This is a genomic window from Paraburkholderia bryophila (genome assembly GCF_003269035.1).
Classification (GTDB): Bacteria; Pseudomonadota; Gammaproteobacteria; order Burkholderiales; family Burkholderiaceae; genus Paraburkholderia; species Paraburkholderia bryophila.
Genome location: NZ_QLTK01000001.1, coordinates 41,964 through 54,474, shown reverse-complemented (window position 1 = coordinate 54,474; position 12,511 = coordinate 41,964). Strand labels below are relative to the sequence as shown.

The window sequence follows — 12,511 nt, the reverse complement described above, 5'->3', positions numbered from 1 at the left end:
TCCTTTAGCGGTTTTGCGGGTGGGACTCGTCGTGACGACTGTCGAATACGCGCCAGCAGATCATCAGGCAGCCGGAAGTGAGAATGAACCACGCGAAGATCCACGCGTAGATGAACGGCACGCCGAGTACGAAGCGGTCGACGGTTGCCACCCACGGCAGCAGGCCGATCACGCCTAGATACGGAATGCCGAGTCCAATGAACAGTTTGAGCACCTTGGTTCCTCGCAGGTGATGTCGTGGATGATTAAGCGAGCCTGAGCACCAGTGTTGCCGAACAAAAAAACAGAACCATAGAGCCAGTTGGCGGGACTCGTTGAGTCCAATTCAGTGTACGCCGCATAGGCGACGAACTCCCGACGGTGCGTCGCGCGCCAAACGGGATCGCAAGCCGCGCCGTGGCGTGCTGTACCAGGCGAAAGCCCGGCACTGGACCTACCCGGCCGACAAACCCCCTGCCTACAATTTCCGCACGGATCGCCGGGTCGGTGGCGGCATCCCATGCGTGACCGAAAACCATTCAGGAGGAGAGCTTCATGGCTCAAACGCAAACCGCACAAACCGCACAACCGCACGTCACGGCCGAGACGCTGGCCGCTTTTTCCGACGCCTTCAATCGTCACGACGCGCAGGCGTTGATGACCTTCATGACCGAAGACTGCGTGTTCGACGCAGCCGGTGGACCGGACGTATTCGGCACGCGTTTCGTTGGCAGAGAGGCGACGCGCGCGGCCTTCGAAGCCGTTTTCAAAACCTTCCCCGACGCGCACTGGGGGCAGGGACGCCACAGCGTGAGCGGCGCGCGCGGCGTGTCCGAATGGGTGTTCACGGGCACCCATGCGGAGGGCTGGCGCATCGAGGCGGAAGGCTGCGATCTGTTCGAGTTCCGCGACGGACTGATCGCGGTCAAGCGCGCCTTCCGCAAGGAACGTCCGAAGCAGAACGTTTGATGCTCACAGGAGCCGCAGATGGAGCACAGTGAAATCGAACGCGTCGCGCAGCGCCTCTCGTCGGAGCGCGAGGACGATACCCGCTACGATCCCACCTATGACCCGTTGGTGTCCCCCGGGCCGGGCTGGGGCAAGCAGTACGCGCCGACCTACTGGGTCGCGACCGCCGGCACGCCACCCGCCGACGATGGCCCGATCACCGCCGACGTGGAGGTGGACGTGGCGATCATCGGCGGCGGCTATACGGGGCTCGCAACGGCGTTGTGTCTGGCCCGCGAGCACGGTATCAAGGCGGTCGTGCTGGAGGCCAACAAGACCAGTTGGGGCTGCAGCAGCCGCAACGGCGGGCAAGGCCAGAACGCGTCGGGACGGCTGTCGCGTTCGCAATGGATCGAGCGCTGGGGCAAGGACGTCGCGCTGAAAATGCACGACGAGATTCAGGAAGGCTTCGACAACTTCAAGTCGCTGATCGCGGAGATCGATTGCGATCCGCAACCCGGCGGTCATTTTCTGATCGCGCACCGGCCGCGCATCATGCACAAGCTCGCCGCCGAGGCCAAGGTCTGGAAGGACGTGTTCGGCTATCCGTCGGAGTTGATCGACCGGCAGACGTTTCAGCGCGAGTACGTCAACGACGCGGAGGCGGCCGGCGCGCTGCACGAGCCCGAAGGGATCGGTATTCATGCGTTGAAGCTCGCGTTCGGCTACCTGCGGCTCGCGCGCGAAGCCGGGGCGAAGGTGCATCCGGCGAGTCCGGTGCTCGGCTGGGAGACCATCAACGGAATTCATCATCTGCGTACGCCGGGCGGCATGGTTCGCGCTCGCGCCGTGGGTATCGCGACCGGCGCTTATACGGCGCAAACGCTGCATGCTTCGTTGCGCAGCCGCATCATGCCGATCCTGTCGAATTCGATGGTGACGCGTCCGCTCACCGCGCAGGAAATCGCCGCGTGCAATTTCCGCACGACCCAGGTGCTCACGGATACGCGCACGCTGCGTTTCTACTATCGCTTCCTGCCGGACAACCGTTTGCAGATCGGCAGCCGTTCCGCGATCACCGGCGCCGACGCGCCGAATCCGCGCCACTACGACCTGCTGGTCGACGGCATGGTGCGCAAGTTTCCCGCGCTGCGCGGCGTCGCGATCGACTATTCGTGGTGGGGCTGGGTGGACGTCAGTCACGACATGATGCCGCGCGTGTTTCAGCCGGATCCGCGCGAGACGATTTACTACGCGCTCGGCTACGGCGGCAACGGGGTGTCGTATTCGCAGCAGGCGGGGCGGCGGCTCGCCGAGCGCATTGCGGGGAAGGGCGCGAAGGAGACGTTGCCGATTTTCGCGTCGCCCTTGCCCGGGCATCCGTTCGCACCGTTCCGGCGGATCGGGCAGCGGATGCTGTACGAGATGTACTTCCGTCGCGACGAGAAATCGTAAAAAACGGAATGATTTGTATCGAAAAAATAAACTGCGTATGATAAACCGGCGAGGCCGCGCCCTCATTCCCGTGCGCGCGGCCCTTGTCGTGAGACCGGCCATGGCATACGCCCGGCCGGCGCAGCACAGAGGAGAACGCAGTGACCGAAATCCCGACAGTCCGGCCCGACCGCATGGTCTCGGTGCGCACGGCGTTCGGCATCGATTCGAACCTGATGGTGCCGGCCTTCAGCGAACGCGACGACCACGTGCCGGAGATCGACGAGGTGTACCGCTTCAATCCCGAGGTGACGCTGGCGATTCTGGCCGGCTTCATGCGCGAGCGGCGGGTGATGGTGCAGGGTTTGCACGGCACCGGCAAATCCACCCACATCGAGCAGGTCGCCGCACGGTTGAACTGGCCGTGCGTGCGCGTGAATCTCGACGGTCATATCAGCCGCCTCGATCTGGTCGGCAAGGACACGATCGTCGTGCGCGACGATCTGCAGGTGACCGAGTTTCAGGAAGGCATCGTGCCGTGGGCGCTGCAGCGTCCCATGGCGTTGATCTTCGACGAATACGACGCGGGCCGGCCGGACGTGATGTTCGTGATCCAGCGCATTCTCGAACGCGACGGCAAGTTCACGCTGCTCGATCAGAATCGCGTGATTCATCCGCATCCGTTTTTCCGGCTGTTTGCCACGACCAATACGGTCGGGCTCGGCAATCTGAACGGCCTGTATCACGGCACGCAGTTGTTGAATCACGCGCAGATGGACCGCTGGAACGTTGTGGCCACACTCAATTACCTGCCGCGCGACGAAGAGGCGAGCATCGTGCAGGCGCGCGTGCCGGAGCTGGCCGATGAGGCCGGCCGCCGCTTGATCGAATCGATGATCAGCGTTGCCGATCTGACGCGCAAGGGCTTCGCCACCGGCGATCTGTCGACGCTGATGTCGCCGCGCACGGTGATCGACTGGGCGGAAAACTGCCAGATTTTCCGCGACCCGGCGCTCGCGTTCCGCCTCACGTTTGTCAACAAATGCGACGAGGCCGAACGGGCGATCGTCGGCGAATATTTTCAGCGCTGCTTCGACCGCGAACTGGACAGCGAGGTCCGCTCCACGGAGCCGCAATGAGCGCCGCCGAACGGCAAGCGGCGCGGCGCGCGGAGCAGCGCCAGAATCTGTGCGCGGCGGCCGCGCGCGCATTCACCGGCGACGCGCAATTGCACTACCGCGCCGGTCGTTTGTGCCGCGGGCTGCGTCCGCTGCCGTTGCACGCGCCGCATCTGCGCACCGATCCGCAAGTGGACGATCTGGCCTCGCTGCGCGGCGCTGCCGATGGCGCGGCGTTGCGGCTCACGCATTCCGACGCGACGCTGCACGCGAGCCGGTGCCCGACGGAGCCGGTCGAGCGTCTTCTGTTCGAACTGTTCGAGCAATTGCGTTGCGAAGCGCTGGCGCCGGTTGCGATGCGGGGGCTTGTGCACAATCTGCGGCATCGTTTCGAAACGTGGTCGCGCGCGTTCTGTCGGGCGGGATTGGCGGATGGGCACCTCGGGATTCTGCTTTATACGGTTGCGCAGATCGTCTGGTCGCGATTGTCGGGCTGGCCCGTGCTGGAGGAAAGCGAAGGCCTGATCGAAGCGACGCGCGCCGCGATCACGCCGACGTTGGGCGTGCCGCTCGCGGCAATGCGGCGGCATCGGGCGGAGCAGGGTGGGTTCGCGCTTCATGCGCTTGAATTGGCGCGCCTCGTCGGTGCGATGATGCGCGAAGCGCGCGGACAGTCCGCGGCAGACGAGGCAGACGCACTCGAAGACGATGAAGCCGTGCGCGTGATGTTCGCGCTATGGTTCGATTCCGACGCCGGCGAGCAGGTCGACATGGGGCTCGCGGCCACCGGCGACAGCCGCGTGCTGAGAGAGGCGAACCAGCGCTATCAGGCCTACACGACGCGCTACGACCGCGAGTTCGTGCCCGCCACGGGAATCCGCCGCGAACTGCTCGCGCAATATCGCGATCAACTCGACCAACGCATCGCCGCGCAACGCATCAACGTGCCACGGCTTGCGTATGCGCTGAAGGCGGCGCTTGCCGTGCCGCGCCGCGACGGCTGGTCGTTCGGCGAAGAACAGGGGCGTGTGGACGGCCGCCGGCTCGCGCAACTGGTCAGTTCGCCGGGCGAGCGGCGTCTGTTTCTGCTCGATCGCTACCGGCCGGTGGCCGATTGCGTGGTGAGTTTTCTGATCGACTGTTCGGGGTCGATGCGGGCGCATATCGAACCGATCGCGGTGCTCGTCGACGTGCTCACGCGTGCGCTCGATCAGGCCGGCGTCGCGACGGAAGTGCTCGGTTTCAGCACCGGCGCGTGGAATGGCGGGCGCGCGCGGCTGGACTGGTTGGCCGGTGGCAGGCCGCCGCATCCGGGGCGTCTGAACGAAGTCGCTCATCTCGTGTTCAAGGACGCCGCAACGAGTTGGCGGCGTGCCCGCACGAATCTCGCCGCGTTGTTCAAGGCGGATCTGTTTCGTGAGGGCGTGGACGGGGAAGCTGTCGATTGGGCATGCACGCGTTTGCGTGCGCGGGCGGAGCCGCGGCGGATTTTGATCGTGATTTCGGACGGGAGTCCGATGGACAGCGCGACCTCGCAGGTCAATGACGCGTATTACCTCGACAATCATCTGAAGCAGGTGGTCGCGCGCAATGAAGCGGCGCGCGATGTCGACGTACTGGGGCTTGGGGTGGGACTCGATCTCAGTCCGTATTACCGGCGTTGTCTTGCGGTGGATCTGTCGACGCCGCCGGATATGGCGCTGTTCGGCGAAGTGGTGAGCTGGATCGGTGCGCGGCGGTAGGGCGCCTGGGCGGTGCGGCCGGTCATGCGGAGGGAGGTGAGGCCGCACCGATCATGTTGCGTGTTCGCTGTCGATCTGGCTGCGAATTCAACGTAGGCACTATGACTCGCGTTGCAGACGGAGAATCGCCCTTCCTATCGGATTGCCTGGGATTAGCGGATTCGGCATCCAGGCCGTACTGACTTCGAGCGTGTCTGCGTCGAGCTTGTAGTGGCGTTCCTGTTCCGTACCATTCCAGGCTTCGTTCCAGCACGAGTCGACTTTGACGATGAAGCGGTCGGCCTCTACCCGATACCGTCCGGTATAGGCCATCACGGTGCGGAAGAGTGCCATCACTTTCTCGTCGGTATTGCCTGGCTCGCGTGTCTGTGCGGTGACCAGCACCATCATTCGGCCATCAGGGCTAAACATAAGGTAGCCATTGGGGGCGGCGCCCCAAGGCTGAGTACGTTCCTTTGAATCCTGACGCTCGGTTTCAAAAGAAACCAGTCGCCAGTTACCGTGGAGCTTTGTGTTGTGCCCGGACATAGTCTTTCCTGTCATGGTTTGCCTGTATCTAGCTGCCTGTCGAATGTCGGGGGGAGCGCCTGCTTTTCACGAAAACCGGCGATCCAGCTCCAACATTAGCAGCGATGGTGAAGTTCCGATATCACCCAATGAGATCGGCCCCGGTCGTAAGAACTATCTTTCCAAAGTGCGTACCTGAATCGATCAGCTCATGCGCGCCGCGCGCATCGGCAAGCGCAAACGTCTTATAGACGACCGGCCTGATTGCGCCGCTCTCGATGAGCGGCCAGACCTGCCGCTCCAGTTCGTCGATGATGCTCGCCTTGTCCGCCGATGTGCGCGACCGCAACGTCGAGCCCATATGCGTCAGGCGCTTGGTCAACATCGGCACGATGTTGAGATCCTTCGCCGGTCCCTTGATCACGCCCACCTGGACGATCCGTCCGTCCATGGCAGCGGCTTCATAGTTTCTGCCCACGTAGTCCCCAGCGATGATGTCGAGAATCACGTCGACGCCTTGCTCGCCGGTAGACCGCTTCGTTTCCGCGACGAAATCGTTCTCGCGGTAGTCGATCGCGACGTCCGCGCCCAGCGCGAGGCTGGCCTCCCGATGCGCCTGCGAGCCCACGGTCGTGATGATTTTCGCGGCGCCCAACGCCTTCGCCAACATGGTCGCCGTCGTGCCGATACCCGATGCGCCGCCGTGGATCAACACCGATTCGCCGGCAACCAGCTTGCCGCGCTGAAACAGGTTCAGCCATACCGTCATGAACGTCTCAGGCATGGCGCCCGCTTCGACCAGTGTCAGGCCTTTGGGGACACGCATGGTATTGGAGGCGTGCGCGACCGCGTACTCCGCATAACCCCCGCCTGGAATCAATGCACACACCAGTTCGCCCATGCGGAATTGCGTCACGTCCGCGCCAACGGCAACCACCTGGCCCGCCACTTCGAGCCCGGGAATATCGGAAGCGCCGGGGGGCGGATCGTACAAGCCCTTGCGCTGGAACACGTCCGGTCCGTTGACGGCGGCCGCGTGGATGCGAATCAGAACTTCGTCGCCGGCCGGCGTGGGCACCGGGCGCGTGGTCGGCACCAGAACTTCGGGGCCGCCGGGCTGTTTGATCTCGATGGCCGTCATCGACGACGGCACGCTAAAAGTTGCAGCAGACATGGATACCACTCCTTCTATGAATGAGGCTCGTTCGATCCGCGTGGATCGACGTACGAGGACCGCGTGAAATCAGTATAGGTCTCGACATCGATGAATTCGCGCAGCATTATTCGCACTGATAGATGCAAATTTGCATCAGGAGGGTGGCACGATGAACTGGGACGACGCACGCGTGTTTCTTGCGGTGGAGCGTGAAAAAACGCTCCGTGGAGCGGCCAGAACGCTCAATCTCGATCAGGCGACGGTGGGCAGAAGAATTGCGGCACTGGAGCACGCGCTGCGAGCCACGCTCTTTCTGCGTGGCTCGGAGGGCTATGCGTTGACCGCCGCTGGCGAGGTCGCGCTGAAATCGGCGGAGAAAATGGAACACGCCGCGCATGAACTCGTCAGACGAACTCAAGGCACGGATACGCGGCTTGCGGGCGACGTCAGAGTCACCAGCACCGACTCGATCGCGCTCGAATTCCTGCTGCCCGCTATCGAACGGATGCACGCCGTGCATCCCGACGTGCGCGTGCTGTTGGACACGTCGACGCGCATGCTTAGTCTGGCAAAGCGGGAGGCTGATATCGCGGTGCGGTCGGTGAGGCCGGACAACCCCGATCTCGTCGCGCGGCGTCTCGCCCGTTGGCCCATGGCGCTGTTTGCCTCGCATGCCTACATCGAGCGGTACGGCAAGCCTGCTGCCGGCTCTGCATTTGCAGGTCACGATCTCGTCGTCTATCAGGGAAACGGCACGGGTAATCGATCGCCGACGCTTGCTGGAGAGCCGATAAGCGCGGGGCGCATCGTCTCGACTTTCAATACCAGCCTCATGCTGCGCAGCGCGGTAAAGGCCGGCATCGGCATGGGTGAGTTGCCTGTCCATCTGGGTGAACACGACGGACTCGTGCAGATATGGCCGGAACCCGCACGTGGGGCGGTCTACGAAATCTGGCTCGTCACGCATCAGGACCTTCGGCATACCGCGCGCATCACAGCGATGATCGAGCACATCGTCGGCGCGTTCGAAGATCACACAAGTCACGCCAGATAGGCGTGTGCGGTTTAGCTTTTATCGAGCGACCGGTTGATGCAGCACGCGAATGGTTCACGCGATGTTCTAACCGTCGTCTTGTGATCGGCTACTGCCGCTCGATCGACCCGCGTTGCACTCATGGCAAGCGCACAAGGCCCGCTTGCCGAAGCCCCGGTTCCGACTTAACCTGACCGGCACATCAACCTTGTGACCGACCATGCAAGCCTATCCTTTACGCCTGTCTCCCGGCGATGATTTGCGTGCCGCCATCGAAGACGTGTTGCGTCAGCGTGAGTTGCACGCAGCCTTCGTTATCCAGGGTATCGGGAGTCTCAGCGTGGCTCAATTGCGATTCGCCGGTGCCGAGGCGCCGACCGAACTGCACGGTGACTTGGAAATATTGACGCTAGCCGGCTCGGTCTCACCCGATGGCGCACATCTGCATATGAGCGTGGCCGACGCGCACGGTCAGGTATGTGGCGGCCATGTGGCGCATGGGTGCAGGGTCCGCACGACGGCCGAACTGTTGCTGGCGTGGGTGCCCGGCTATCGCTTCTCGCGGGAGTTCGATCCCGTTACCGGGTTCCTGGAACTGATGATCCATAACGGGCCGCGAGATAAGCCGGGTTGAGTCGCGCACGCCGTTCGGCAGTCAACATGCCTTGATCGCGGTTCCAGAAGGGCCGATAAGCCGAATCACAGCCACATCTCGGGTCTGGCGAGACGTGGCTGTCGATCCGTTTCGGCTCGCTTCGAAAAATTGAACGCCACCGGAGAATGCTCTTTTATGGCCGATTCCGCGTTGTGCTAACGCCTGGAAACGGACGGCTACTACTTCGCATATTTCCAGAAACGTCCCTTGCCCTCTGCGATCCAGGCCATCGCCTCTTCGATGCGCTTGTCGCGTGTTGCCTCAGTCTTCGCGTCGCCAATCCAGACGTTGTATTCCTTTTGAAACGATGGCGATTTGCTCTCGAAAATCTTTATGATCTTCGGGTTCGCCTGAAGTTTTTCGGCGAATGCTGCAGGCATGTCGACTTCTTTGGGCGGTTTGGATTCCCGTGCCGGAAGTTTCAAGCCCTGGTCATTGAGGGCCATGGATTCCTTGATCCAGGATTTGAGCTCCCGGTCCGAGGGCAAATCCGCAACCTCAGTCAGCTTACCCATAAAACGCCTGGCGGTTGGGAGGCCGGAATTGGCCTTGAGACGCGCATCACTCATCAGTGCATCCTTATGGAACGTGAAGGAGCAGTGCTTTTTGTAAGCCGCGAAAATACACATCATGTCGCCCTGGTAGTCGAAATGAGGAATCCCCCATTTGATTTCCTCAATTACCTCAGGGCAGGTTGCATGGATGAGCGCTCGCAGGTCAGCGAAGATGGGTTTCGCAAAGTCTTCGGCCTTTTCGGCATAGGCATCGACCTTGGAATTGTGTTTTGGCGTGGGCATCGGATGGCGGTCCTTTTATTCCTGGTCGAGGACTAAAAGAAGTTCGTCCAGACGTTCCAGAGTCGAGGTTAGACCCTCCTTCAGTCCCATATTGATGACCTGTTGAATTGCTTCGGACGACGTGTAGGAAACGACCGTCTCTACAAGGGTATGCGCCGCAAGATCCGAGAAGGTGACATTCCATTTCGATCTGGGCAAGTCCGGATTCAGTTTGCCGGTGTCGTCGCAAAAGCCATCGAGCGAGGTGTAGTTGTCGATGGGTCGAATGGTTTGATAGTCCATGCGCCCCCAGTATTCCTGGCCATTGGGTTCAACCATCGCGTAGTGCCAATGTCCCCCTTCACTGAAATCCATAAATCTGGTTTTCGTGGTCAAAGGTTTAGGCGCAAACCACCGATCGAGAAACTCGCTTTTCGTGTAGCAATCCCAAACCAGCTGTCGTTTGGCAGAAAACTCTCTTTTGATGGTGATGGTGTTTTTTCTTTGTTAACAAGGAAGTCAAGCTGGAGGTCAGCTCTCATCGTCTTCGCCTTTCAGGGACGTTAATAAGTTATCGAGGTTTTCATACCGGTTTTCCCAAACCGCGCGCTGCTGGTCGAACCACTTTTCGGCAGCCGTCAGATTGCCGCGTCTAAGTTTGCAGGTTCGCACGCGTCCTACTTTCTCTGATGCAATAAGGCCACTGCTTTCGAGAACCTTGATGTGCTTCAAAAACGAAGGCAAACCCAAACCGAATGGTTCTGCCAGCTCCTTGATCGATGCAGGGCCGCTGCCAAGCCTCGCAATCACGGATCGCCTGGTGGGGTCGGCCAACGCGTGGAACACACCGTTGAGCGATGAAGAATAGTTTTCCATGTGGAAAACTATAGCATGATGGTTTTCTGTTTGGAAAACTATTGGGGGTGGGCGGGTTGGAGGCGTGGGCGGTGGCGATCGGGCGATAGCGGCACGCGGCAAATGGCGGCTTGCTGGCGAGCGCTTCGGGTGGTCCCACGTCCCAACGCAAAACTAGTCTCGCATCTTCGCGTCCGCCCATTTCCACTCCCGCGCCGCCTTCACAAACGCCGCAAGATAATCGATGTCGTCATCGGTCTTGCGCGTGCCGAGGAAAATCTGCTTCGCGATACCTTTCTTTCCAAGTTGCACGGGCGTGAGCGGCATCCATTCCGCGTATTCTTCCGCGAGCCAGCGAGGTAACGCCGCCACGCCACGGCCGCTCGCCACCATCTGCAGCATGATGTCGGTCGTCTCGATCACCTTGTGGCGCTTCGGCATGATGTTCGCGGGCGTCAGGAACTGCGTGTAGATATCGAGCCGGTCCGTCTCGACGGGATACGTGATCAGCACCTCATGCGCCAACTGCTCCGGCGTGACATACGCTTCTGCGGCCAGCGTGTGGTTATCGCCGACCACCAGCACCTGCTCGTAATCGAACACCGGCTGAAAATGCAGCTCGGGCTTCTTGAGCGGGTCGGGCGTGACGAGCACGTCGATTTCATAGCCGATCAACGCGCCGATGCCGCCGAACTGGAAGCGCTGCTTCACGTCGACGTCGACATCGGGCCAGCGCGCGAGATACGGCGACACCACCTTCAGCAACCATTGATAGCACGGCGCGCATTCCATGCCGATGCGCAACGTGCCGCGCTCGCCCTGCGCGTACTGCTTGATTCGCTCTTCGGCGAGTTCGAATTGCGGCAGCATCCGGTTCGCGAGGCGCAGCAGATACTGTCCGGCCTGCGTGAGCCGCATGGAACGTCCCTCGCGCGTCCACACCGGCGTACCAAGCTGCTGCTCGAGCTTCTTCACCGCGTGGCTTAACGCCGACTGCGTGAGATTGAGCTTATCGGCTGCGGCCGTGAGCGAACCCTGCCGTTCCACTTCCCGCACGACCATCAGATGATTGCGATCCAGCATCGCTCACTCCATGAACAAATTTAATGGTTGCATGAAATAAATCCATTTTTATTCATGCAACGGAGACTATATCATCGCTTCCAGTCACTTTTCTTCTGATCGCAACACGGCATAGGGTCCCTACGCGAAACAACGCGTACGCCGCGCCGTGAGCATGACCATTGGTTTCCTGCGGGAAGCATTGAAAAACCAGGAACGAACGCAGTTTTCATTTCAGAAATCAGGGTGCAAGATCATCATGAGTCAAGAATTCACATTTGCTATTAACAGCATCCGTTTCGATGAAGACTATCATCCTTCAGAAAATACGCGTATCACGACCAACTTCGCGAATCTGGCTAGAGGAAAGAGCCGCGAGGAGAACTTGCGCAACACCTTCAGAATGATTGACGATCGTTTCAATGCGTTGGCGCATTGGGATAATCCTGAAGGCAATCGTTATGCGGTCAAGCTTGAAATAATTTCCGTAGCGATGAATCTCGAGGGCGAGGGCGGTGGTAACGCGCTCCCCTTGATCGAAATATTGAAGACGAATATTGTCGATCGAAAAACCGGCAAACGCATTGAAGGCATTGCGGGGAACAACTTTTCCTCTTATGTACGAGATTATGACTTCAGTGTGGTATTGCGGGAGCACAACAAGGAACAGCCCGGGTTCAGCACGCCAGATAATTTTGGGGATCTGCATGGAAATCTGTTCAAATGCTTTGTGAATTCCAGCGCTTACTGGGATAATTTCACCAAGCCACCCGTTATATGTCTAAGCGTTTCGAGTAGCAAGACCTATCACCGGACGGTCAATCAGCACCCTGTATTAGGGGTCGAGTACCAGCAGAACGAATACTCGTTGACTGACGAATATTTCGCAAAGATGGGGTTGAAGGTTCGCTATTTCATGCCTCCGAATAGCGTTGCGCCTTTAGCTTTTTACTTTACCGGAGACTTGCTTGCCGATTACACCAATCTCGAGCTCATCAGCACAATCAGCACGATGGATACCTTCCAGAAGATTTACCGGCCCGAAATTTACAATGCGAATTCTCCCGCAGGAAAATCCTATCAGCCCAGTTTGACGCACCATGATTTTTCTTTGACTCGAATTGATTACGATCGGGAAGAACGTAGCCGGCTGGCAGTTGAGCAGGGAAGGTTTGTCGAGGAGCAATTTATCAAACCATACCAAACCATTCTTGAGAAGTGGTCCGCTGGCTACGCTCTTTGATTA

General features: G+C 60.1%; 15 protein-coding genes. 7 read left to right on the top strand and 8 right to left on the bottom strand.

Going from position 1 to position 12,511, the window contains the following annotated elements; translation table 11 throughout:
- Positions 1 to 4: 4 nt before the first annotated feature.
- On the bottom strand, positions 5 to 214 hold the full coding sequence (locus BX591_RS00275) for a DUF3311 domain-containing protein (RefSeq protein ID WP_111928775.1): 210 nt from the start codon (positions 212 to 214) through the stop codon (positions 5 to 7).
- 320 nt (positions 215 to 534) lie between these two features.
- On the opposite strand from BX591_RS00275, the gene BX591_RS00270 reads away from it, so the two are divergent.
- The 4 genes from BX591_RS00270 (at position 535) to BX591_RS00255 (ending at position 5,221) form a co-directional block, all read left to right on the top strand.
- Positions 535 to 948 carry a nuclear transport factor 2 family protein gene (locus BX591_RS00270; protein ID WP_111928774.1) on the top strand — a complete coding sequence of 138 codons (414 nt, stop codon included), beginning with the start codon at positions 535 to 537 and terminating at the stop codon, positions 946 to 948.
- Positions 949 to 966: 18 nt separating this feature from the next.
- Positions 967 to 2,382 carry an NAD(P)/FAD-dependent oxidoreductase gene (locus BX591_RS00265; RefSeq protein ID WP_111928773.1) on the top strand — a complete coding sequence of 472 codons (1,416 nt, stop codon included), beginning with the start codon at positions 967 to 969 and terminating at the stop codon, positions 2,380 to 2,382.
- 140 nt (positions 2,383 to 2,522) lie between these two features.
- Positions 2,523 to 3,500, top strand: coding sequence for an AAA family ATPase (locus BX591_RS00260; RefSeq protein ID WP_111928772.1), 978 nt, complete (start codon positions 2,523 to 2,525; stop codon positions 3,498 to 3,500).
- Positions 3,497 to 5,221 (top strand): cobaltochelatase CobT-related protein, encoded by a 1,725-nt coding sequence (locus tag BX591_RS00255; RefSeq protein WP_111928771.1) that lies wholly within the window; start codon positions 3,497 to 3,499, stop codon positions 5,219 to 5,221. Before BX591_RS00260 ends, BX591_RS00255 begins: the two co-directional genes overlap by 4 nt.
- A gap of 99 nt (positions 5,222 to 5,320) precedes the next feature.
- Here BX591_RS00255 and BX591_RS00250 read toward each other — a convergent pair whose 3' ends face one another.
- Together BX591_RS00250 and BX591_RS00245 are read right to left on the bottom strand one after the other, a co-directional pair.
- Positions 5,321 to 5,749 (bottom strand): lipocalin-like domain-containing protein, encoded by a 429-nt coding sequence (locus tag BX591_RS00250; protein WP_111928770.1) that lies wholly within the window; start codon positions 5,747 to 5,749, stop codon positions 5,321 to 5,323.
- A gap of 121 nt (positions 5,750 to 5,870) precedes the next feature.
- The gene (locus BX591_RS00245; RefSeq protein WP_111928769.1) at positions 5,871 to 6,902 is read right to left on the bottom strand and encodes an NAD(P)H-quinone oxidoreductase; all 1,032 of its coding nucleotides are present in this window, start codon (positions 6,900 to 6,902) and stop codon (positions 5,871 to 5,873) included.
- 151 nt (positions 6,903 to 7,053) lie between these two features.
- On the opposite strand from BX591_RS00245, the gene BX591_RS00240 reads away from it, so the two are divergent.
- Both BX591_RS00240 and BX591_RS00235 read left to right on the top strand, forming a co-directional pair.
- Positions 7,054 to 7,938, top strand: coding sequence for a LysR family transcriptional regulator (locus tag BX591_RS00240; RefSeq protein ID WP_111928768.1), 885 nt, complete (start codon positions 7,054 to 7,056; stop codon positions 7,936 to 7,938).
- A 199-nt stretch (positions 7,939 to 8,137) separates the two neighbouring features.
- Complete coding sequence (locus BX591_RS00235) at positions 8,138 to 8,551, top strand: PPC domain-containing DNA-binding protein (protein ID WP_111928767.1); 414 nt, start codon at positions 8,138 to 8,140, stop codon at positions 8,549 to 8,551.
- A gap of 200 nt (positions 8,552 to 8,751) precedes the next feature.
- Here the strand turns inward: BX591_RS00235 and BX591_RS00230 are convergent, their stop codons facing one another.
- The 5 genes from BX591_RS00230 to BX591_RS00215 all read right to left on the bottom strand — a co-directional run bounded on the left by BX591_RS00230 (position 8,752) and on the right by BX591_RS00215 (position 11,286).
- Positions 8,752 to 9,369, bottom strand: coding sequence for a YdeI/OmpD-associated family protein (locus BX591_RS00230; protein ID WP_111928766.1), 618 nt, complete (start codon positions 9,367 to 9,369; stop codon positions 8,752 to 8,754).
- A 15-nt stretch (positions 9,370 to 9,384) separates the two neighbouring features.
- Positions 9,385 to 9,804 carry an SRPBCC family protein gene (locus tag BX591_RS00225; RefSeq protein WP_244146927.1) on the bottom strand — a complete coding sequence of 140 codons (420 nt, stop codon included), beginning with the start codon at positions 9,802 to 9,804 and terminating at the stop codon, positions 9,385 to 9,387.
- Positions 9,741 to 9,890 (bottom strand): hypothetical protein, encoded by a 150-nt coding sequence (locus tag BX591_RS36835; protein ID WP_244146915.1) that lies wholly within the window; start codon positions 9,888 to 9,890, stop codon positions 9,741 to 9,743. The genes BX591_RS00225 and BX591_RS36835 overlap by 64 nt, the downstream gene beginning before the upstream one ends.
- On the bottom strand, positions 9,880 to 10,224 hold the full coding sequence (locus tag BX591_RS00220; RefSeq protein ID WP_111928765.1) for an ArsR/SmtB family transcription factor: 345 nt from the start codon (positions 10,222 to 10,224) through the stop codon (positions 9,880 to 9,882). The genes BX591_RS36835 and BX591_RS00220 overlap by 11 nt, the downstream gene beginning before the upstream one ends.
- 153 nt (positions 10,225 to 10,377) lie before the next feature.
- The gene (locus tag BX591_RS00215; protein WP_111928764.1) at positions 10,378 to 11,286 is read right to left on the bottom strand and encodes a LysR family transcriptional regulator; all 909 of its coding nucleotides are present in this window, start codon (positions 11,284 to 11,286) and stop codon (positions 10,378 to 10,380) included.
- Positions 11,287 to 11,524: 238 nt separating this feature from the next.
- Between BX591_RS00215 and BX591_RS00210 the strand changes: the two genes are divergently transcribed.
- Positions 11,525 to 12,508 (top strand): DUF1852 domain-containing protein, encoded by a 984-nt coding sequence (locus tag BX591_RS00210; RefSeq protein ID WP_111929320.1) that lies wholly within the window; start codon positions 11,525 to 11,527, stop codon positions 12,506 to 12,508.
- Positions 12,509 to 12,511 lie beyond the last annotated feature (3 nt).